The organism is Mesorhizobium sp. WSM4841, assembly GCF_055811515.1.
The window spans coordinates 147,726-168,167 of sequence record NZ_JBVVQC010000008.1 but is presented as its reverse complement, the minus strand read 5'-3'; the positions used below and the strand labels follow the sequence as shown (position 1 = coordinate 168,167).

At 59.5% G+C, this 20,442-nt stretch carries 20 protein-coding genes; 6 read left to right on the top strand and 14 right to left on the bottom strand.

The window, feature by feature from the left end; all coding sequences use genetic code 11:
• Positions 1 to 92 precede the first annotated feature (92 nt).
• From AC0L14_RS12555 to AC0L14_RS12505, 11 genes are all read right to left on the bottom strand, one after another.
• The gene (locus tag AC0L14_RS12555; RefSeq protein WP_473526860.1) at positions 93 to 1,166 is read right to left on the bottom strand and encodes an ABC transporter ATP-binding protein; all 1,074 of its coding nucleotides are present in this window, start codon (positions 1,164 to 1,166) and stop codon (positions 93 to 95) included.
• 5 nt (positions 1,167 to 1,171) lie between these two features.
• Complete coding sequence (locus AC0L14_RS12550) at positions 1,172 to 2,218, bottom strand: carbohydrate ABC transporter permease (protein WP_473526859.1); 1,047 nt, start codon at positions 2,216 to 2,218, stop codon at positions 1,172 to 1,174.
• Positions 2,215 to 3,333 (bottom strand): carbohydrate ABC transporter permease, encoded by a 1,119-nt coding sequence (locus AC0L14_RS12545; RefSeq protein WP_473749658.1) that lies wholly within the window; start codon positions 3,331 to 3,333, stop codon positions 2,215 to 2,217. The genes AC0L14_RS12550 and AC0L14_RS12545 overlap by 4 nt, the downstream gene beginning before the upstream one ends.
• Before the next feature lie 92 nt (positions 3,334 to 3,425).
• Positions 3,426 to 4,898 (bottom strand): ABC transporter substrate-binding protein, encoded by a 1,473-nt coding sequence (locus tag AC0L14_RS12540; protein WP_473749657.1) that lies wholly within the window; start codon positions 4,896 to 4,898, stop codon positions 3,426 to 3,428.
• Between the two features lie 919 nt (positions 4,899 to 5,817).
• A complete protein-coding gene (locus AC0L14_RS12535; RefSeq protein WP_473749656.1) occupies positions 5,818 to 6,324 on the bottom strand; it encodes an SIS domain-containing protein in 507 nt (168 codons plus the stop codon).
• Entirely contained in the window at positions 6,309 to 7,088 is a 780-nt protein-coding gene (locus AC0L14_RS12530) for an orotidine 5'-phosphate decarboxylase / HUMPS family protein (RefSeq protein WP_473749655.1), read from the bottom strand. Before AC0L14_RS12530 ends, AC0L14_RS12535 begins: the two co-directional genes overlap by 16 nt.
• A 122-nt stretch (positions 7,089 to 7,210) precedes the next feature.
• Entirely contained in the window at positions 7,211 to 7,423 is a 213-nt protein-coding gene (locus AC0L14_RS12525; protein ID WP_473749654.1) for a hypothetical protein, read from the bottom strand.
• 995 nt (positions 7,424 to 8,418) lie between these two features.
• The gene (locus tag AC0L14_RS12520) at positions 8,419 to 8,733 is read right to left on the bottom strand and encodes a hypothetical protein (RefSeq protein ID WP_473749653.1); all 315 of its coding nucleotides are present in this window, start codon (positions 8,731 to 8,733) and stop codon (positions 8,419 to 8,421) included.
• 350 nt (positions 8,734 to 9,083) lie between these two features.
• Positions 9,084 to 9,671, bottom strand: coding sequence for a hypothetical protein (locus tag AC0L14_RS12515; protein WP_473749652.1), 588 nt, complete (start codon positions 9,669 to 9,671; stop codon positions 9,084 to 9,086).
• 1,184 nt (positions 9,672 to 10,855) lie between these two features.
• Entirely contained in the window at positions 10,856 to 11,023 is a 168-nt protein-coding gene (locus tag AC0L14_RS12510; protein ID WP_473749650.1) for a hypothetical protein, read from the bottom strand.
• Positions 11,020 to 11,517: a beta-barrel domain-containing protein gene (locus AC0L14_RS12505; RefSeq protein WP_473749727.1), complete on the bottom strand. Its 498-nt coding sequence runs from the start codon at positions 11,515 to 11,517 to the stop codon at positions 11,020 to 11,022. The genes AC0L14_RS12510 and AC0L14_RS12505 overlap by 4 nt, the downstream gene beginning before the upstream one ends.
• Positions 11,518 to 11,832: 315 nt before the next feature.
• On the opposite strand from AC0L14_RS12505, the gene AC0L14_RS12500 reads away from it, so the two are divergent.
• From AC0L14_RS12500 to AC0L14_RS12490, 3 genes are all read left to right on the top strand, one after another.
• A complete protein-coding gene (locus AC0L14_RS12500) occupies positions 11,833 to 12,474 on the top strand; it encodes a glucose-6-phosphate isomerase (protein WP_473749649.1) in 642 nt (213 codons plus the stop codon).
• A 73-nt stretch (positions 12,475 to 12,547) separates the two neighbouring features.
• Complete coding sequence (locus tag AC0L14_RS12495; protein WP_473749648.1) at positions 12,548 to 13,516, top strand: shikimate dehydrogenase family protein; 969 nt, start codon at positions 12,548 to 12,550, stop codon at positions 13,514 to 13,516.
• Positions 13,517 to 13,604: 88 nt separating this feature from the next.
• The gene (locus AC0L14_RS12490; protein ID WP_473749646.1) at positions 13,605 to 15,128 is read left to right on the top strand and encodes a xylulokinase; all 1,524 of its coding nucleotides are present in this window, start codon (positions 13,605 to 13,607) and stop codon (positions 15,126 to 15,128) included.
• Between the two features lie 87 nt (positions 15,129 to 15,215).
• Here AC0L14_RS12490 and AC0L14_RS12485 read toward each other — a convergent pair whose 3' ends face one another.
• Both AC0L14_RS12485 and AC0L14_RS12480 read right to left on the bottom strand, forming a co-directional pair.
• A complete protein-coding gene (locus tag AC0L14_RS12485; RefSeq protein ID WP_473749645.1) occupies positions 15,216 to 15,809 on the bottom strand; it encodes a DJ-1/PfpI family protein in 594 nt (197 codons plus the stop codon).
• A 184-nt stretch (positions 15,810 to 15,993) separates the two neighbouring features.
• Positions 15,994 to 16,695, bottom strand: a complete 702-nt coding sequence (locus AC0L14_RS12480; RefSeq protein WP_473749644.1) for a GntR family transcriptional regulator — start codon at positions 16,693 to 16,695, stop codon at positions 15,994 to 15,996.
• A gap of 143 nt (positions 16,696 to 16,838) precedes the next feature.
• Here AC0L14_RS12480 and AC0L14_RS12475 point away from each other — a divergent pair, with 143 nt between their 5' ends.
• Together AC0L14_RS12475 and AC0L14_RS12470 are read left to right on the top strand one after the other, a co-directional pair.
• Positions 16,839 to 18,065, top strand: coding sequence for an iron-containing alcohol dehydrogenase (locus AC0L14_RS12475; protein WP_473749643.1), 1,227 nt, complete (start codon positions 16,839 to 16,841; stop codon positions 18,063 to 18,065).
• 18 nt (positions 18,066 to 18,083) lie between these two features.
• Positions 18,084 to 19,571, top strand: a complete 1,488-nt coding sequence (locus AC0L14_RS12470) for an NAD-dependent succinate-semialdehyde dehydrogenase (RefSeq protein ID WP_473749642.1) — start codon at positions 18,084 to 18,086, stop codon at positions 19,569 to 19,571.
• Here the strand turns inward: AC0L14_RS12470 and AC0L14_RS12465 are convergent.
• A complete protein-coding gene (locus AC0L14_RS12465) occupies positions 19,520 to 19,786 on the bottom strand; it encodes a hypothetical protein (RefSeq protein WP_473749641.1) in 267 nt (88 codons plus the stop codon). The genes AC0L14_RS12470 and AC0L14_RS12465 overlap by 52 nt on opposite strands.
• Here AC0L14_RS12465 and AC0L14_RS12460 point away from each other — a divergent pair.
• Positions 19,775 to 20,407 carry an alpha/beta hydrolase gene (locus AC0L14_RS12460; RefSeq protein WP_473749639.1) on the top strand — a complete coding sequence of 211 codons (633 nt, stop codon included), beginning with the start codon at positions 19,775 to 19,777 and terminating at the stop codon, positions 20,405 to 20,407. The genes AC0L14_RS12465 and AC0L14_RS12460 overlap by 12 nt on opposite strands.
• The last annotated feature ends 35 nt before the right edge of the window (positions 20,408 to 20,442 follow it).

Sequence of the window (20,442 nt, the reverse complement as noted above, 5' to 3'; positions counted from 1 at the left end):
CGCAGCGGTTTTGCGATAACGACATGCATAAAAACAAGAACTTAAAGCGCGTCGCATTGAATCCATTCAGCCGCGACGCGCTTTAGCGAGAGTCACGCGGCCGCCTGTCCACGGCCGCGGCCGATGCGGGCTCCGGTTTCCGAATCGAACAGAAAGACGGCAGTATCCTGGAAGGTGATGCCGATCGGCTCATCCATATCGTAATGCGCCGATTTATCGGCCTTCACGGTCACGGTGGCGCCACCGAACTGGCAGGTGATCAAGGTATGATCGCCGATCAGTTCCACAGCGTAGACCCGCGCCGCGATCTTGCCCCCAGATGGGTCAGTGACCCGGCAATCCTCGGGCCGGATGCCGGCAGTGACCTTGTTCCGGCTTTCGGCAACGCTGGTCGCAAATCGTCCTTCCGCGCAGGCGAAGGTCCCCTCGACCAGCTCGCCCTGGAGAAAATTCATCGGCGGCGAGCCGATGAAGCCGGCGACGAACAGGTTCGCCGGATCGTCATAGATCTGTCGGGGCGTCGCGATCTGCTGCACGACGCCGCGGTTCATGATGGCAACACGGTGAGCCAGGGTCATGGCCTCGATCTGGTCGTGGGTGACGTAGATCGTCGTAACGCCCAGATCGGCCTGCAGGCGTTTCAGCTCCGAGCGCATGTGGCCGCGCAGCTTGGCATCGAGATTGGAGAGCGGCTCGTCCATCAGGAAGACGCTCGGCCGCCGCACCATGGCGCGGGCGAGTGCGATGCGCTGCCGCTGACCGCCGGAAAGCTGCCGCGGATAGCGGTCAAGGAACTCCTCAAGATGGACCTTGACGGCGGCGCTGCGGACGGAGGCGTCGCGTTCGGTTCGCGGCACGCCCCGCAGCTTCAGCGGATATGCGATGTTCTCCGCGACGGTCATGTGCGGATAGAGCGCGTAGGACTGGAACACCATCGCCACATCGCGATATTTGGGCAGCACGTGGGTGACGTCGCGGTCGCCAATGAGGACGCGGCCGGAACTCACCGATTCAAGCCCGGCCACCATGCGCAGCGCCGTCGTCTTGCCGCAGCCCGAAGGGCCGAGCAGCACCAGGAACTCGCCGTCCTCGATCTCCAGGTCGAGCCCCTTGACCACCTCGACCGCGCCGAAGGACTTGTAGATATCGGACAGGGTGACCCGCATATTGACTAGCCCTTCACTGCGCCGACCAGCAGCCCGCGCGCGATGTGCTTCTGCAGGATGCTGGAGATGACGATCACCGGGGCGATCATCACGGTGATCAACACCGACATGTTCCACCATTGCGGCCCGCGCGTCGTGTTCTGTGCCGATACCAGTACCGGCATCGTCTGCGCATCGACATTGGAAAGGAAGAGGGCCAGCAGATACTCGTTCCAGGCAAGGATCAGCACCAGCAGGAAGGTCGCGACCAAGCCGGACCGCACCAGCGGCAGCGCGATGGTGAAGAACACGCGGAACTTGGAGGCTCCGTCTATCTGTGCGCTCTCCTCAAGGTCGAGCGGGATGCCGGCGAAGAAATCGCGCGTCAGCCACACGACGATCGGCAAGTTGATGGCGGTGTAGGTGGCGATCAGCGCCACCTGTGTGTCAAGCAGGCGCATCTGCTGGAACATCACGTAGATCGGCAACACGGCGACGATCGGCGGCATGATGCGGTTCGAGATGATCCAGAACTCGATGTCGTTATTGCCGACCGCAAGCTTCGTGCGTCCAACGAGCGTGAACAGCGCAATGATGAAGAGAGCGGCCGCCACGACAATGGCAATCTCCCACCGCACGCCGAAAGTGGCCACCGCCACGATGATTGCGGTGAGCAGGGCCAGGAAGATTCCAACGGCGGCGAGCTTCACCTGAAAGCGGATACGCACGAGAGCGTAGGCCGCCAGCGAGCCGATCAGGACGGCGAGCAGCGTGCTGGCCACCGCGACGACGACCGAATTCATATAAGGGCGCAGCGTGTAATTCTGCACGAGCATGAAATCCCATGCCTGCAGCGAAGGGGCAAAGTCGACGAACGGGAGATAGAACGGCCCATTGTCGACCTCGCCAGGCCCCTTGAAGGAGGTGATCAACACCCAGTAGAGAGGAATCACCACGACCAGCGCCCACAGGAACAGCAGCGCATAAGTCACGACCCTGGCGACCGGCGCCTGGCTGTCGATCGAAGCCGGCTCGAACAGCCGGCGCGCCAGTGAGCGCGGGTCGGCGCTCATGCTTCGAACCGGCGCGCCGGCCGGACCACGAAGTTGAAGAACGAGACGCATACGATGGTCGAGATGAAGAGGAGCATGTAGCCGACAGCGGCCGAGCCGCCGAGATCCTGAGTGCGCCAGGAAATGAAGGAATGGAGCGTCATTGATTCCGTTGCCAGGCCAGGGCCGCCGCCGGTGAGCACGTTCGGCAGGTCGATGATCTTGAAAGCCTCGATAAGCCGGATCAGCACGACGGTAGCGGCAATCGGCGCGATCGCTGGCCAAGTTATGTCGCGAAAAATCTGGAAGCCGTTGGCTCCGTCGAGCCGCGCCGCCTCGACCTGATCGCGCGGCTGGTTCTCAATGGCCGCCAGCAGCACGATGAACATGAACGGCGTGCACTGCCAGGTGTCGCCGACCAACACCATGAGTCGCGCCGACCAGGCCTCTGTGGCCCACGACCACTCGCTGATGCCGAAAGCGCGCACGAGCGGGGCGAAGGGTCCCTTCTGCATGTCGGCGAGCATGCGAAACGTGTAGGCGATGCCGACCGGGGTTACCATCAGCGGGATGAAGAAGAGGACGCGAAAGAAATTCCGGCCGCGGATAGGTTGGCCGCAGAGGAGTGCGAGGCCCAGCCCCAGTGCGAACTGCACGGAAACGCCGACGAACACGTAGAGAAGCGTGTTGACGACAGTCCCTGGCACGCCGCCCGGCGCCATGGTGGCCAGCGCAAGGATCGCCAGGCCCATTGCCATTGCCGTCGCGAGAAGGCGACCAACCACACCGGCGATGGTCGGCCTGCCACGCCAGAGATAGCGGGCGAGAAGAAACAGCAGCCCTGCCGCGATCCACGCCAGCACTGCGGATTGGACAAAGCCGAACGTGCCCAACTTGCCGAGCAGGTGATACTGCTGCGAACCGACCAGCAGCTTGCGGAAGTTCACAAGTCCGATGAATTTCAGCGTGAATCCGCCCGGCGCGAGCGCAAAGCGCGAAAGCGCGAGATAGGCCGAGATGATGAGCGGAAAAATCGCGAAGCAGAGAAGCACGACGACGGCTGGCAGCACCATGATCCTGCCCGAGTGACCGTCCAGCCATTCGGCCCAGCTGCGGCGGTCGGCAGCTTCTGGCATAGTGTCGGTTGCGGTCATCATAACCCGGGAAAGTGGGGCAGGCATGAGACCCGGCGCGGATCGATGCCACGCCGGGTCGATTGCTTGGCTGCCTATTTGGCGCCGATGGTCGCCTTGTAAAGTTCGAGCTGCTTGTCTTTGCCAATCTCTTCGTTCAGCTCATTCCAGCCTTCCTCGACCGCCGCGACGGTCGCTTCCTTGTCGATTTCGCCGGCGAGGAAGCGCGAGACCGCCTCGTCGAGCACGACCTGCTGGTATTTCTGATTTTGTGGGATGCGCAGGTCAAGGATCATGTTCGGGCTGCTCATGCTGTCGTTGATCGCGCCCAGGTACACTTTAGCCTCATCCTCGCTCATATTGGCCTTCTTCCAAAGGTCGCTATAGCCGAGCTGCGAGGTGCGATACGGGTTGAAGCCGGTGCCGCCGACGGTCACATCGGCGTTCGACTGTGCCGGCTGCGTCATGAACGAGAAATAGGCGTAGGCGGCGTCCTTTACCTTAGGATCGGCCGCCGCGTTGATGCCGCCGCCCCAGCCGCCAAAGGCAGCGAATGGTGCGTGGTTCACGCCGTCGATCGCGTGCGGGCAGTTATCGGCCGTGCAGGCCTCGAGCTTGCCGGTGTCCCAGTTCAGGACCTCCTTGGATCCAGGCATGATCGCCGCGCCCCATTTGCCCATCACCTTGGACTGGGCCGGATCGATCGAGATCGTGCCTACATCACCCCAGTCGAGGTTCAGCGCGCAGCGGCCGGAAGCGAAGAGCGGCCTTGTATCGCTGACGTCGAGGTTCAGCTCGTCCGGCGGGCCGTATTTGGTCGATTCAGACAGGAAGTCGAGCGCCTTGCGGAAGGCGTCGTTGTTGACGAGCGGCGTCATGTCCTTGGTGTTGAAGAAGGTGCCCTGGCTGGTTCCCTTGGACTGGGTCATCGAGCCGACCACATCGGTGACGAACCAGTAGCTCTGCGCGTTGCGCTTCTTGGCGATGCACGAGCCGAAATCCGGCGTGCCATCGCCGCTCATGTCCTTGCCGTGCGTGACCTTGGCGACTTCGAGATACTCGTCCCAGGTTTTCGGCACCGCCAGGCCGGCCGCTTCCAGCACGTCCTTGCGGTAGTACATCATGTGGAAGTCGCCATCGAGCGTGATCATGTAGGTCTTGCCGCTGTACTTCTCGGAGAAGTCCCGGAAGAACGCGCCCACATCCTCCTGCTGGATGTCCTTGTCGGCCTCGACCCGCGGCGTTAGGTCCTCGAGGTAGCCGCCGGCAATGTAATCGACCATCCATTGCGGGGCGAACACGCCGGCGTCGACCGAGTTGGTGCCGCTCGCCCAGTCGGTGAGGATCTTTTGATAGAGATCCGAGAAGGGCACCGCGATGACATTGATCTTGGCGCCGGTGAGCGCTTCGAACTCGGGCGCGCGCCTCTGCAGCGGCTCCTGAATCGCACCGGTCTGCGTAATGACGTTCACGGTAACTCCCGCAAACGGCTTGTCCTGGGCAAAGGCAGGCGCGCCAACCAGCGCGGCAAAAGCCGAAAAGCCGGCCAGAAAGACCCCAATTCTCATCAGACTTCCTCCCGTGTTGACCGGGACTTGTTCCTGCGAAAACCAAGCCGCCGGTATCTCCCCGTCGGCTGCCGTCGCCAGAGCACGGCACCAACGCTCGTCAAGCACAATATCGGCATCGCGCAGCGAGTCCAGTGCCTTGCCGTAACGGAAGGTGAGGTGCCCAGCGGGCTTCCCGGCTAATGCATGTCGACCCAAGCATGCCCGTGACCCGAGGGTGCGCATGGTTTTGAGCGCGCCGACCGGAGACCGCTAGTTCTGCACAGGGGATTTGGTTCTTTGACTGACGGTCGCTGCCGGCCGGCCTGCAGCCACCATCTCTGACGCTGGGGATTAGCCACAGGCCACCCATGCCTTCGTCATCCCAGGGCGGAGAAAGGAGCGAAGCGACGCGGCGCAGACCCTGGGATCCATTCCGTGACATCAGAGCGTCACGACGGTGCAGAACCTTTGATGGCGGAGGGACAGCGCCCCCCTCTGTCCTGCCGGACATCTCCCCACAAGGGCCCACAAGGGGGGAGATTGGCAGCTTTGGCGCACCGCTCGCTCCTGCGACAGTGGCGGTTCGCGAAGGCGGTGGTGACGGCCGATCTCCCCCCAAGTGGGGGAGATGTCAAGTTTTTGGCAAAGAGGGCAGGACACAGGGGGGCGCGAAGGATCACTACAGATCAGCTTTTATCCTGAGCCGCTGCATTCTTCGGCTGATGTCACGGAATGGATCCCAGGGTCTGTGCCGCGTCGCTTCGCTCCTTGCTCCGCCCTGGGATGACGAAGTGGAGAGGTGTTTCGGCTAACCTCCAAGGTTTGCGATTTGCCACTGACGGGAATTATCGACGTTCGCTGCCGATCGCCGAGGAACTAGAGCTTGCCTGGGGCAATTCCACCGCGTCACCGGTGCACACCACCGTCGGCACGGGCTTCACTGCAGGTTGGTGTGGCGGTGCAACATCAGTCTGTGCGCGTCGGGTATCTGCTTCGCCAGGCCGAGCACAACGCTGTCGAGCAGGATGAGGCAGGATTGCTCGAACAGGCTGCCGCCAAACTGTTTCGATTCCCCGACAGGGACATGCAGCGTCACATCGGCAATGCCGGCCAGGGTCCCGGCCGGCTTATGCGTCAGCGTAACGACCTTGGCGCCCTCCGCCTTGGCGATGCGGGCAAAGCCTGTGCTGACCGGCATCTCCCCGGAGCCGGATACGATCAGCAACGCATCGCCCTTGCGGATCGATGGCGCCGATACCTCACCGACGAAATGCACCATCCGGCCAAGATGCATGAAGCGCATCGCACCCATTTGCGCGACAAGGCCGGAGCGTCCCTGCCCGGAAAAGAACCACCGCCGATCGGGGTCGTCGAACGCCTGCACCAGCCTTGCAAAGGCGTCGGTGTCGATCCGGCCAAGAACGTCGGTTATCTCCTGTCCCACGGCCAGCCACGGCCTGGATTGGGCAATCTGTCGCGAATCCATCGGGCTACCTCTTTCGGACTTGCGGATTCCGTGATGGCGCTGCCAACCACCAGGATTTCAGGCTCGACTGCGATCACCGCTTCCAGCGTGTCGGGGCCGATCCCGCCGGCGAGCGAAACCAGAAAGCCGCGATCATGCATCTTTCTCACGGCGTCGATATGTGACGTGGAGGTGTTGCCCGCCAGCCGCGCATCGGTTGGCGAGTGGACCGCGATGTAGCCGAAGCTTTCGGGGAAGACAGCATTCAAGGGAAGCAATTCTGCCTTGCCCGCCTCGGTGATGGTGTCGACGATGACCGTCGCGCCGAAGGCGGCGGCACGTCTTCCCACTGCCTCATGCGTGGCGGACGAAGCACACGACAGGACCGTCATGAATGCGGCACCGGCGCCGAAAACCATATCAGCCTCAAGCTGGCCGCCGTCGACGGTTTTGGTATCGGCCAACACAATGACTTCAGGGCAGAGCTCGCGCGCCGTGGCGATGGCGGAAAGGCCAAGGCGTTTCAGCAACGGCGTGCCGATCTCGATAATGTCGGCGAACGCCTTCATCTGCGCGAGCAGGGCCAGGTGTTCAGGCTTGTCGAAGGCGACTTGGAGGAGCAAGGCGGTTCTCTCGGATTGCTTAATGCAGCGGGTGCGGCATGACGACAACGCCCAACCTACTGTCGTGTGCTTCGCAGTCGAAATCTGCCATAATCCAGCAACCTCCAGGCTGGTCCGCATAGGGAGAGCAAATCGTACTCCACGTAGGCGCCTATATTAGCCCAATCTAATAGTGCTCCAAGGCGCCCATTCCCGAAAGAGCCAGCAAAGTCTCTCAATTTCCCTCCAATTCCAACATCAAACTACCCCTGGGTGACGAAACCGCCGCCATACTTTGCTGCAGCCCGGGATCGGAAAACACCCGCACCGACTTCCACTCGAACCGTGGCAGCACCCGGCTCGATAAGAGAGGGCTGAAAAATCATCTTGAAATTTAGAGAGAGATTACCAAATTGAAACCTTTTCTCTGGAGAACTCCCGATAGTAACTCCAGAATTAACCGAGTAATTTTCCATTTTACGTCACCTGTTTTTCTGGAGTGACCTATGAGTACAGGACGCACGAATTAGGGTCGCTAGGATCCACTTTTATATTGATATTGTCTCCGACATATTTGTCTGTGTTATCCTTATCAAAGAAGTTTTCTGCCACGCTTACGTACTCAAGCCCCTTAAATTCGTATCTTACCTAATACCTGTAAGTAGTTGGGTCAGCAGAAAGAAATAACCTTTCAACCACTATAGCCTCGACGATGGGCCAATGTTCAGCTCGTCGCGCAAGTTTATTTTGTTGCCAAGTACCCAATAGAAACCTAAATAAAGCAAACAACACAAAGCCGATGAAAATGTAACTGAACCAGCTGGCCATTCTGAAACCACCATCTATTAAAAATCCATCTATAATTGACAACTTTGGTTGTACATAAAAACGTATAATAAATTAGCAATGAGTCGCTATTTACAATCATTGTAAACTAATAACATAATACAAACTATATTATGGATCATCAATAACGTATGCGCCACCTATGCACTTCGTGCCCCATTCCCGCAGTAACCGGTTCGTTTCCTTGGAATTACTGTGACAGTGTACCATTTTCTTCTTCGCCTGCCGCGTTTCCATATTTCATGTCTTTCCGGTTTGCTCTGCACCTGACCCGGAAGTTCTTCGCTGTCTTCCGGACCGCCTAGGTGCCGACATCGGCGACACTTACTGCAAGTCGAGCCATGCGCTCGATCTACACACAGCCGCAGCCGGGCAAACATGGGAAAAAGTGCACTGTCACCGTAATTCCGGATCGCCGACATAGAACGTGCAGTCGCTCCAGATCGCGTGCATGATCTCACCGCCAGCTTGCGCGCCACCACGCCTGGATGTATGGCGCACGGGCCCGCAGGGATGGCAAAGCACGCATCGGTGCCAGAATATTGGCAGGAATTAGCCGGAACGCAGAATCAAGCAAGCCGATAAGCAACCAACTAAAGGCCGAGTTCGATGAGGCTGGAGGCCATCAGCGGGCGGTCCACGAACCGCTGGCGCGAGCGGCATCGAAGCACACTTTGCTAGGGCGTTTGCCTTTGAGTGCGGCTTTCAGAGCGACAACGCCACGTTTGTACTCTTTAGTTTTGTCATACTTCATGTTCTCAACAATGAAGTCACCAAAACGCTTGTCGTTATAAATTGATTGAGAGCAAAACAAATAAGCCGCCATCTGATATCCGTGATCGAAGGCAACCGAGTTGGCGTGGGCGGCGGTTGAAACGAATGCGTTTACGCAAATCACTATTGCTGCGACCGGCATTATGCCATTGTAAGATAATTTCATTGTTGTTGGCCCTCTCCTAAGACGCGGGGAACTTGCCGAAAATTTTGCTTTGGTGCAAGCCGTTGCGAGATAGCATGCGATTTAGATTTACCCTGCCAATCCTTTTGGAAATGCTGCCGCTTCCGGCTGCCGCGTTTCCCTATTTCATGGCTTTTCCGGTTTGCTCGGCACCTGGCCCGGAAGTGCTTCGCTGTCCACCGGCCGCCCAGGTGCCGACATCGGCGACGCTTACTGCAAGTCAGCCATGCGCTCGATCTACACGCAGCCACAGCCGGGCAAACATGGGAAAAAGTGCACTGTCACCGTAATCCCAGGGTAGGGAGAACGTACCAACGCTTATCGAATAGCTCTTATCCATCTACTTTTCTCCAGCCCTCATGACCTTGCCCGAAACAAACGATATACGTGCCTGGTGGAAATGCATCTAATCTACGTTCTACACAACCAGAAAGATTACCTCCATCAGATTTAGTTTTTATTTTTAAATCGTGACGTAATTTAAATTCAATATTTTTTCTAGTAAAAATAGGCACCTCCACATTTTTACGAAATTCGCAAACTTTATACTTTGAAAGGAATGCCTTTAGCTTGGAAATGCTAAATATGAATTTACCGCCATCACCCTGTATCGCACTCACTACTTCTTCGCCAGTGCAAGCCGAATCCTGACTGGAGACAGACTGCCCGCTACGTCCGCTGCCACAGGCTTGGATCGAGAGACATACGCCAAAAAGAAGAAGCCATGCATAGAAACCTACTCTCTTTGGCCGCATATGCGTTGAATCCAGTTTCCAGGAAAAATTAGGCGCACAGCGCCCCACTCCGGTGGAGGCCACAATATTACGCTGCAAAAACCGACAAAAAAGGAAATACGGTGACAGGAAATACGGTGACAGTGCACCATTTTTTCTTTCCGCCTGCCGGGTTCCCCATTTCATGGCTTTTCCGGTTTGCTCGGCGCCTGGCCGGAAGTGCTTCGCTGTCCACCGGCCGCCCAGGTGCCGACATCGGCGACACTTACTGCAAGTCGAGCCATGCGCTCGATCTACACACAGCCACAGCCGGGCAAACATGGGGAAAAGTGCACTGTCACCGTAATTCCTGCTACGCCCCATAAAGCCCCCGCACCCATCTTCACCTCCCGTTTAGACAAACATCAATTGTGATAGCTACGCATAGAAGCGCAAGAAATATGGAAACAACAGCTTGAGCGCGTCGAATAGCATCTCGGGTCATAATATTATAGCCTAAGCTTGTGTATTTCGCATTTTGCCTGTCAACGTTGAGCATGGCGTGAAAGTTTGCCAAGGTCAAAAAGGCAGCAAGAAACAAGATAGCAATTACTGAGTCGCGCCCGCTCCCATATCTAGCTATACAACCATATATATATCTGTTCATATCGTACAATTCGCAAGAAACGAACAGAGTTAGAGCCGTAGAAAAACTAATAGCACAAACTATTGCTGGTATCTTCACCCACAGATTTTTAAATAACCACTCCATTCAACGAGTCCTTCTGATGTTTTGGCCGCCGGCTGCGCTGCGCCCCCTGCGCATAACGCAAGATGCCGCTTTGAACGCTCTGTTTTTTACTTGCAAGTCGAGCCCTGTGCTCAATCTACACACAGCCACAGCCGGGCAAACATGGGAAAAAGTGCACTGTCACCGTAATCCTAGCAGACATTGCCCACTCCTAGTTTAGCAGATATTTGAGGACAAACGATTGCCGCGGTTACAAAAGTAGACATTATAGCTGCAAGCAGCAATACTCTGACATGTAGCCCTTTATGGTTCTGGTCCTGTCGGTAGTGCGCCCCACTAATCTTTGGGTTACGCATAATACCGATAAGCTCCACACCAGACGCCAGTGAAAACATTCCAGAAATCAGAATCGATATTTGAAATCTGTCGTTGTTTCCATTATCGCACGCGCATATTTCCTCCAAGAAACCAAGATACCCAAGTACTGAAATAACCAGCAACGTGAAGCAAACTGAAAAGCTATTGGCTATGCAGAATTTTATCTTTTTCATCCAGTGATACTTTCGCTTCAATCTTATTCTTTCACCGACCTAAGATATCGAAATTGACATACTGACCGTGCCGCGCCCCATGCCCAACCTCACCTCTTATGAAACGCCTCATCTGTCATCTCCATAAGCGGGTCGAGCAGGAACTTGATCACGCGGCGGTTGCCGGTCCTGATCTCCGCCGTCACCGACATGCCGGGGGTCAGCACGACGTCATTGCCCTCGACACGGATCGAGGTTTCGTTGAGCGCGATCCTCACCGGGAACACCAGCGGCCCGCGGCATCGCCCGCGGTTTCTTCCTTGGCCGCTGATGCCTCCGGCGCACCGGCCGGGATGGCATCGTTGGACACAGTTAGAACCTTGCCGTGCAAGGTGCCGTATTTGGTGAAGGGGAAAGCTTCGAGCTTGACGCGCGCCTCCTGCCCTTCGTGCACAAAACCCTTGTCGCGGTTGAACAGCATCGCCTCGATCTCGAGTGCCGTGCCATCCGGCACGATCACCATCAGCCGCTGGCCGGTCTGCACCACTTCGTCCAGCGTGTTGACCTCCAATTGCTGCACGCGACCGGCAACCGGCGATTTGAGCAGGCTGGCGCGCTCGAACAGCTCGGCCTTGGCCAGGTCCTGCCGCAGCCGCTGCAGGTCGATAAGTGACCCGGCGTATTCGGCGGCGCCACGAATTCCGCGTCTGTGGACGGCGTGCCGTCGGCACGGCATCGACCAGCGGTCCGACAGTGGCCGCTCCGGCCTCATGCGCAAAATAGGGCGCCAAGCGACTGAGTAGCCGGCGGCTAGAGCAGAGCCAGGTGTTCAGGCTTGTCGAAGGCGACTTGGAGGAGCAAGACGGCTCTCTCGGATTGCCTAAGGCAGCGGCTGCGGCATGCCGCCCAACCCACTGTCGTGTGCTTCGTGGTCGAAATCTGCCATAATCCAGCAACGTCCAAGGTGGTCTGCAAAGGGAGAGCAAATCGTACCCTGCAAAGCAAGTGTGGTTCTTGTCGAAAGCAGGAGGTGCGGGCCAGATCAGCCAATGCAACCAGATCAGCCAATGCAATATGAGGTAGTCCTTTGACGAGATTGTTTGAGCCGATTGGATGCAAGGTCGATCTGTCGACTGGTGCGATGGGAAATGCAACCGGCAGCTATCAGAAGCGCTTCCGCGATCTGGACGGGCTCTATGCTGACGCCGCGGCGTTCGAAGCCATGCGCGCGACATGGGGCGAGCGCATCGCCTACGAAGTCTCCGAGTTCCGGCCGACCGAGCAGTCGGGCGACCTGATTTTCGGCGTTACGCGCATGGCGCCCGGCAAAGTCGGCGACGAATATTTCATGACGCGCGGTCATATCCACAACCAGGCCGACCGGCCCGAAATCTATTACGGACAGAAAGGCCGCGGCCTCATGCTGATGGAATCGCCGGAGGGCGAGGTTCGCATCGTGCCGATCGACGCGCAGACCGTCTGTTACGTTCCGCCGTTCTGGATCCACCGCTCGATCAATGTCGGGGACGACGATCTGGTGATGCTGTTCTGCTACCCCGCCGATTCAGGGCAGGACTACGAGATCATCGCTAGATCGGGAGGCATGCGCTCGCGCGTGGTCGCCGGCGATGGAGGCTGGAGGCAAGTCGCCAACCCGGATTGGCGACCGCGTGACGCGAAGCTGATCTCCGCTCTCTATGAGCAACAATCCGGCACGGTGCCGGCATGAAGGCTCGCTTCGAGATCGCTGCTTCACTTCGCAGTGCTGCACTGCGCGCGGAGAAAATCCGGGAGACCGGCAAATGAGCCGCTATCGGCCGGCTACCCAGCCGACATTCTATTTTGTCGGCGTCACGACGACGAGCAGTTCGATCATGCGGGTTTTCCCCGCATGGGCACGCCACCTCGGGCTGAAGGATGCGGTTCTCAAGGATGCGGTTCTCAGGGGCATCGACTTTCCACTCCACGCCGATCCGGAGGCCTACCGTGAGGTCGTCTCCTTCATAAAATCCGACCCGCTGTCGCTCGGTGCGCTCGTCACCACGCACAAGATCGATCTCTTCAACGCAGCGCGCGACCTGTTCGACGTGGTCGATCCGCACGCCCGCCTGATGCACGAGACCAGCTGCCTGTCGAAGCGGGGCGGCAAGCTGATCTGTCATGCCAAGGATCCGATCTCTTCGGGCCTTGCGATAGACGGCTTCATTCCGGCGGGATATTTTGCGGACACCGGCGCGGAAGTCCTGTCGATGGGCGCCGGCGGATCGACGATTGCGATCACCTGGCACCTGATGCGCAAGGAACGTGGCGCCGACTTGCCTTCGCGCATCATTGTCACCGACCGTTCGCAGCCGCGTCTCGATGAAATCGAGCGCATCCACAAAGACATGATGTCGACGGTCGAGATCGAATATGTCCTGGCACACCGACCCGAGATCAATGATAAGGCGTTGGCGGCGCTGAAACCAGGCTCGCTGGTGATCAACGCGACCGGACTTGGCAAGGACGCCCCAGGCTCGCCGATCACCGATGACGCCTTGTTCCCTAAGCGCGGCATTGCCTGGGATCTCAATTATCGCGGTGACCTGATCTTCCTCAATCAGGCAAGGCGGCACCAGGCCCGACAGCAGTTGCAGATCGAGGACGGTTGGACATATTTCCTGCATGGCTGGACGCAGGTGATCGCAGAGGTCTTCGACATCGCGATCCCGGTGTCGGGGCCGGATTTCGACGAGATGTCGCGCATCGCCATCGAAGCGGCGAAAGGCTGATGCCGTGGAACGCATTCTCGTCATGCCGCGCTCGCTCTGACCGATAGACAGAGGATCACATGTTTGCCCATCTCAGGAGTCTCTCGAAATGAGCGGCGAACTTTTTCTCGCCATCGACGTCGGCACCGGCAGCGTCCGCGCCGCACTGATCGATGTCACGGGCAAGATCCTCGAGCTTGCGTCGCGAGAGCACGACCAGATCGTGCCGGAATTCGGCTGGGCCGAACAGCGGCCGGTCGACTGGTGGGAGGGTGCGCGAGCGAGCGTCAAGACGGTGCTGGACCGCGTCGATGGCGCCCGCGAAAACATCTCCGCCATCTGCGTCTGCGGGCAGATGCACGGGCTGGTCCTGCTCGACGCGCACGGAACGCTGACGCGCGACACGGCGCCGCTCTGGAACGACAAGCGCACCATCGATCTCGTACGTCGCTTCGAGGAAGCGAACGAGCCGGACAGCTACTTGCCCGAAAGCGGCAATACGCCGACCCCGGCATGGCCGGGCTTCAAACTGCAATGGGTCCGAGACAACGATCCCGCCGCGTACGCCCGCAGCGCAGTCGCCATCATGCCGAAGGATTACATCAACTACCGGCTGACCGGCGAGATTGCCATGGATACAGGCGACGCGTCCTGCAGTTTCCTCATGAACCCGGAGCGGCTCGACTGGTCGCCGGTGATGATCGAACGCATGGGTCTTGACGCCGCCAAGCTGCCGCCGATCCGCAATCCGCTGGATATCCTCGGCCACGTCTCCAAACAGGCGGCGCGCGACACCGGCCTGCGGTCTGGAACCCCAGTGCTGGTCGGTGGCGCCGATTATCCGGTGGCACTGCTCGGCTCAGGCGCTTGTCGCCCCGGAATGGGTTCCGACAGCACCGGCACGGGCGCCATCATCTCGGTGATCGCGGAGAAGCCGCTGCTTGACCCGGAAATCTCGAACGTTGCGACGATCGAAGGCAACTGGGCGCAGTTCGTGCTCTTGGAGACTGGCGGCGACGGCATGCGCTGGGCACGCCGCGCCTTTCACGGCAACGTGCTGTCCTATGACGAGATCGTCGCCCGCGCCGCCGAGGCACCCGCCGGTTGCGACGCATTGCTGTTCATGCCCTTTCTCACCGGCGAGCGCCTGGGGCGCCATCGCAACGCCCGCGCACAGTTCTTCGGATTGGGCGCCGCGCATGGCATGGAGCATCTGCACCGCTCAATCCTGGAAGGCATCGCCTTTGCCATGACGCGTCACATCCGCATCATGGAACACGCGTCAAACAAGCCGCTGCAGCGCGTCATCGCCGCCGGTGGCGGGGCGCGCACTGAACTCTGGCTGAAGATCAAGGCCAGTGCCTTCAACATTCCGATCCTGGTCCCGCGGGAGCCCGAATGCGGCATTGTCGGCTGTGCCGCGATGGCCGCGACGGCGACGGGCCGCTTCTCGCGCGTCGAACAGGCGGCCGAGCGCTTCGTGAGCTACGGCGCCGAAATCCGGCCGGACCCCAGATGGGCCGAGACCTACAGGCGCACCCAACCCGTTTTCGAGCAGCTCTACCATCACAGCCAGGCGCTCTACGACGACATCGACACGCTGGCGGCGGCGACGCGGCCGACGCAGCCGTGATGCATCTCAGACCTGCCGAGCCCTGCCTGTAGCGACAGACTTGGCAATCACGACGCATCCCGTCTGGAATGCATCGGACGATTGACTTTAGTTGTGGTGGATTTCCGTCCCCAGCACCTTCAGGCACTCGCGGATGAACGCGGCTAGTGCGGTCCAGCCCTTTGCCGAGACCATCGTTCCGTCGACATAGGCCTCAGTCGGGGACAGGTCGATATAAGTTCCACCGGCGAGGGTCACTTCCGGCTCGCAGGCAGCCAGCGCACCTACTTTCCTGCCACGCACGACGCCGTCGACCGCGATCAGGATCTGGACGCCATGGCAGATCGTAAAGATCGGCTTCTCGTTTTCGTGGAAATGGCGGACTATCGCCTGCACGCGCTTATCCGTGCGGATGTACTCGGGGCCACGGCCGCCAGCGCAATAGACGGCATGATACTGGTCGAGCTGTTTTTCCGCCTCCGAAAAGGTCTTGTTCAGCAAAGCATAGTGGCCCGGTTTTTCGGTGTAGGTCTGGTCACCTTCGAAATCGTGAAGCGACGTCTTGATCAGGTCTCCAGCGTTCTTGTCAGGACAGACAACGTGGACAATGTGGCCGACGGCCTCCATCGCCTGCTGATAGACGAAGATCTCATATTCCTCGGTAAACTCACCGGTCAACATCAGTATTTTCTTGCCTGGCATGGTCGGTTCCTCGTTTTGCGGATGGAAGAGTTTTGTGAATGGAAGGCGGGCGGGCATTGCGCTCGTCCGGCGGCGCGGGTCTCAGAAAAGGGGATCCGGGATGTCCCGGGCGTTTGCTTGCGTGATCAACGGTGCATTCAGCTTGACGGCGCCGCTCCCGACGGTAACGAACATCGTGCCAGTCTCAATCGAACGCCGGCAGCAAACGATCACGAGAATGCTCGATATGACGGCGCATCGCCTGTTCCGCCGCAGCGGGATCGGAGGCAGCGAAGGCGGCCAGGATGGCCTCATGCTCGTCGAGCGCTTCCTCGGTGACGCGCGAATGGAACATCAGGCGGAAGATGTGGAAGTGCGTATGCTGGAACGCGAGAGTCTCGCGCACGAGATCATTGTTTGCAAATTCCATGATCCTGTCGTGGAAAATGGCGTCCTGCCGCGCAAAGTTGGAGTAACGCAGGCGTTCATCCTTGCCTTCGCGGCGCGCCATGCCCCCTGCGGACTCCCGAAGCACCGCAAGTTTCGTCTCATCCATCAATGCGGCTGCTTTGGCCGCCCCATGCGGCTCGAGCAGCAGGCGAAGCTCATAGAGTTCGTCAAATCGGCGCCTGGTTATCTGCGGCGCGGCGCGGTAGCCGATCAAATGTGTCTTCAGCACAAGGCCTTCGCCTTCGAGGCGGCCAAGCGCTTCACGGATTGGCGTGTGGGATACATCCAGTTCCTTGACCAGACTGTCGACGGTGATCCGTGAGCCAGGCGCGATCTTCAGCGACATGAGTTGCGCGAAAATCGCCTCATAGACGTCCTCCACCAGGCTGTTGGATCGCTGGATGCGTCCGCTAGCGGGGCCGACTTCTCGGGCATTGCTTAAGTTTGTGACCTGCATCTTTGCCTCTTGACAGGGTCACTGGCTAACACGATGCTTCGTCCAATACAATCCTATATCATATACGATTTAATAGAGGATATTTTTTTAGGACTCAACGTGCTTTCGCTTTCCACTCCCAACATCATCGAGAGACGCTGAACATGAGCCTTTTCGCTGCAATAAGGCTGCCGCGTGAAATCCTCTTCGGGAAGGGCCAGCGCCATGTCATTCCAACCGTTGCAGCCAGGCTGGGCCGTCGCGCTCTTGTCTGTACGGACGAGCGCTTTGCCGCAACCGTCGCCTTCGCAGAGATCATGGCGGCGCTCGAGGGCGCATCGATCGATGTGCTGGTGCACGACCGTGTGCTGCCCGATGTGCCACGCGACACGGTTGCCGTCTGTGTCGAGGAGGCGCGGGATTTTGCGCCCGACATGGTGATCGGCATCGGCGGCGGCAGTTGTCTCGACATGGCCAAATGCGCCGCGTTGCTCATCAGTCACGGCGGCCTGCTCCAGGACTACTACGGCGAGTTCAAGGTGCCCGGTCCGACGCTGCCGCTGATCACGGTGCCAACGACAGCCGGCACCGGCTCGGAAGTGACCCCTGTCGCGGTGATTTCCGATCCGGATCGCACCATGAAGGTAGGCATCTCCAGCCCGCATCTGATCGCGGCAGCCGCCATCTGCGACCCGGAACTGACGATGACATGTCCCTCGGGATTGACGGCGATCGCGGGCGCTGACGCGCTGACCCATGCGATCGAGGCTTTTACCGCCGCCAGGCGCGGCACTGACCCCAGCCTGCCGCAACAGCATGTCTTCATCGGCAAGAGCGCGCTGACCGATCATTTTGCGCTGCTCGCGATCAAGCTGCTTGGCCGCAGTCTCGAGAAGGCATACCGCGACCCCGCCGACGAGGACGCTCGGGCCGATGTGATGATGGGCGCGCTTGCAGCCGGCTGCGCGTTCGGCACGGCCGGAACTGCGGCGGCGCACGCGGTGCAATATCCGGTCGGCGCGATAACCCACACGGCTCACGGGCTGGGTGTCGCCACCATGTTGCCGTATGTCATGAAGTACAACCGGGCCGCCGCGGCCGCCGAGATGACCGAGATCGGCCTTGCCCTTGGTCTCGACGGGAAGGACCGGAGCACCGGTGAGATGGCCGACGCGACGATCGACGAGGTCGGCCGGCTGTTTGGAGCGATCGGGATCACGCCTACGCTGGCCAAGCTCGGGCTCCCCGCCGACAAGCTCGATTGGACGGCCGAACAGGCGCTCGGCATTGACCGTCTCATCAAGAACAATCCGCGTCCATTCGATCTGGCAGCCATGCGTGGCCTGATCCAGGCCGCCTATGATGGCGACCTCGCCGCCTGTGTCATGTGAGCAATCGAGGAGCAGGCCATGAACATATCTCATCAGGTGCTGGAGGACGATCAGGACACTGCCGGCTTCCATAGATTCTCCCACGGCTTGTATATCGGCGGCCAATGGAGGCAATCCGCCGACGGCAGGGAAATCCAGGTCGTGGATCCTTCCACGGAAGCGGTGATCGCCGCCGTTCCCGATGCGACGATCGAAGATGCCGCGGCCGCCGTGGAGGCTGCGGCCAAGGCCGCCGATGGCTGGCGCACAACGGCACCCCGCAAGCGTTCCGAAATCCTCAGGCGTTGCTTCGAGCTGATGACGCAACGTTCCGAGACGCTGGCAACCCTGATCTCGCTGGAAAACGGCAAGGCACTCCGGGACGCGCGTGGCGAGATCGCCTATGCTGCGGAATTCTTCCGCTGGAATGCCGAGGAAGCCGTTCGCATCACCGGTGAATTCGGGGTTGCGCCTTCCGGCACGAACCGGATCGTGGTCGACTACGAGCCCATCGGCATCTGCGTCCTTGTCACACCCTGGAACTTCCCTGCCGCCATGGCGACGCGCAAGATCGCGCCCGCCCTGGCTGCCGGATGCACGGTAATTTTGAAGCCAGCCAGCGAGACCCCGCTGACGGCTTACGCGCTTGCCGCGCTCTACCAGGAAGCAGGTGTTCCGCCAGGTGTGGTGAACGTCCTGACAACCTCCAATCCCGGCCCTGTGACGGCCGCGATGCTGGCCGATCCACGGGTGCGCAAACTCTCCTTTACCGGCTCGACTAGTGTCGGGCGCGTTCTGCTGGCCGAGGCTGCAAAGCACGTGGTTTCGTGTTCGATGGAACTTGGCGGCAACGCGCCATTCCTTGTGTTCGATGACGCGGACCTCGACGCGGCGGTCGATGGGGCGATGGTGGCGAAGATGCGCAACGCCGGCGAGGCCTGCACGGCTGCAAACCGCATCTATGTCCAGTCTGGCGTTTACGATGCCTTTGGCGAAAGCCTCGCCAGGCGGATGTCGGCACTCAAGATCGGCGCTGGTACGGACGCGGCCACGGAGTGCGGGCCGATGATCACCAGGAAGGCCGTCGACAAGATCGACCGTCTGGTCAACGATGCTGTCGCCCGTGGCGCGCGGGTGCTGTGCGGGGGCATGGCAGGCTCGGGAACGGGATACTACTACCCGCCGACCGTGCTATGCGACGTACCGGCCGAGGCGGAGATGGCGCACGAGGAAATTTTTGGGCCGGTGGCGCCGATCTCGAGATTCGAAACGGAAGCCGACGTTATCGCGCGCGCCAACGACACCGAATACGGTCTTGCCGCCTACATCTACACGCGCGATCTTGCGCGTGGAATGCGGGTTGCATCCAGGATCGAAGCCGGGATGATCGCTCTCAACCGCGGCTTGATGTCCGATCCGGCAGCACCTTTCGGCGGGGTAAAGCAGAGCGGCCTCGGCCGCGAGGGCGGCCAGCATCACGGCATTGCCGAGTTCATGGAGGCGAAATACCTCGCCATCAGCATCTGAGCGGAGGAAGAGTGCAAAGCGATCCGTTCCGCATCCGCGACCATGTCGCGGATTTTGACAAAATCGTCCAGGACATCGTTCACCGCAGCGAGGCCGTTCGCGCAACCATTCCAATGACTGCGGACGTTGCCTATGGGCCGGATCAGACCGAAACCATCGACCTGTTCTTTCCCTCCGGCAAAAGAAGCGGCCTGCCGGTGCACATGTTCATCCATGGCGGCTACTGGAGAATGTTCTCCAAGCGCGACTACTCATACGTGGCGACGACGATTACCCAGGCCGGCGCGATTGCCGTCATCGTCGACTATGCTCTGATGCCCAAGGTCAGAATGGCGACGATCGTCGACCAGGTGCGCCGCGCGAAGCAGTGGGTCCTGGCCCATATCGCCGACCATGGCGGAGACCCCGCAAACCTGACTGTCAGCGGCCATTCGGCCGGAGCACATCTTTCAACGTTTCTGTTCAACAGCGAGCATACCCCTTCGAATGTGCGGGCAGCTCTTCTGCTCGGCGGACTCTACGATCTGAAACCGCTCCAGAACTCCTTTCTCGCCAACGAGATTGGAATTACCGATGAAGAAGTCGCCAGGTTTACACCGCTTGCCTACCGGCATGATCCTCAAACCAGGGCGATGGTTCTGGTCGGAGCCAACGAGACGCCGCCTTTCCATCAGCAAGCAGATCGATTCAAAGAGCACCTGCTGCAGCAGGGTTTGCCGGTAATGTCGCTTGTTCTCGCCAACCGCAACCACATGGACAGTGTCAGAGATCTCGGCGTGCCTGAGAGCCAGGCGGGGGATTGCCTGACGAAACTGATTGCCAACGACCGCCGCTAACCCTCCCGCAGCCATGCCGGCCATGGCGGCTTAAC

Excerpts from the sequence above, each read along its gene's own strand:
- AC0L14_RS12555 (WP_473526860.1), bottom strand. The coding sequence starts at position 1,166 with ATGCGGGTCACCCTGTCCGATATCTACAAGTCCTTCGGCGCGGTCGAG.
- AC0L14_RS12550 (WP_473526859.1), bottom strand. The coding sequence starts at position 2,218 with ATGAGCGCCGACCCGCGCTCACTGGCGCGCCGGCTGTTCGAGCCGGCT.
- AC0L14_RS12545 (WP_473749658.1), bottom strand. The coding sequence starts at position 3,333 with ATGCCAGAAGCTGCCGACCGCCGCAGCTGGGCCGAATGGCTGGACGGT.
- AC0L14_RS12540 (WP_473749657.1), bottom strand. The coding sequence starts at position 4,898 with ATGAGAATTGGGGTCTTTCTGGCCGGCTTTTCGGCTTTTGCCGCGCTG.
- AC0L14_RS12530 (WP_473749655.1), bottom strand. The coding sequence starts at position 7,088 with ATGCGGACCAGCCTGGAGGTTGCTGGATTATGGCAGATTTCGACTGCG.
- AC0L14_RS12525 (WP_473749654.1), bottom strand. The coding sequence starts at position 7,423 with ATGGAAAATTACTCGGTTAATTCTGGAGTTACTATCGGGAGTTCTCCA.
- AC0L14_RS12520 (WP_473749653.1), bottom strand. The coding sequence starts at position 8,733 with ATGAAATTATCTTACAATGGCATAATGCCGGTCGCAGCAATAGTGATT.
- AC0L14_RS12515 (WP_473749652.1), bottom strand. The coding sequence starts at position 9,671 with ATGAAATGGGGAACCCGGCAGGCGGAAAGAAAAAATGGTGCACTGTCA.
- AC0L14_RS12505 (WP_473749727.1), bottom strand. The coding sequence starts at position 11,517 with ATGAGGCCGGAGCGGCCACTGTCGGACCGCTGGTCGATGCCGTGCCGA.
- AC0L14_RS12495 (WP_473749648.1), top strand. The coding sequence starts at position 12,548 with ATGAGCCGCTATCGGCCGGCTACCCAGCCGACATTCTATTTTGTCGGC.
- AC0L14_RS12490 (WP_473749646.1), top strand. The coding sequence starts at position 13,605 with ATGAGCGGCGAACTTTTTCTCGCCATCGACGTCGGCACCGGCAGCGTC.
- AC0L14_RS12485 (WP_473749645.1), bottom strand. The coding sequence starts at position 15,809 with ATGCCAGGCAAGAAAATACTGATGTTGACCGGTGAGTTTACCGAGGAA.
- AC0L14_RS12480 (WP_473749644.1), bottom strand. The coding sequence starts at position 16,695 with ATGCAGGTCACAAACTTAAGCAATGCCCGAGAAGTCGGCCCCGCTAGC.
- AC0L14_RS12475 (WP_473749643.1), top strand. The coding sequence starts at position 16,839 with ATGAGCCTTTTCGCTGCAATAAGGCTGCCGCGTGAAATCCTCTTCGGG.
- AC0L14_RS12470 (WP_473749642.1), top strand. The coding sequence starts at position 18,084 with ATGAACATATCTCATCAGGTGCTGGAGGACGATCAGGACACTGCCGGC.
- AC0L14_RS12460 (WP_473749639.1), top strand. The coding sequence starts at position 19,775 with ATGTTCATCCATGGCGGCTACTGGAGAATGTTCTCCAAGCGCGACTAC.
- AC0L14_RS12465 (WP_473749641.1), bottom strand. The coding sequence starts at position 19,786 with ATGGATGAACATGTGCACCGGCAGGCCGCTTCTTTTGCCGGAGGGAAA.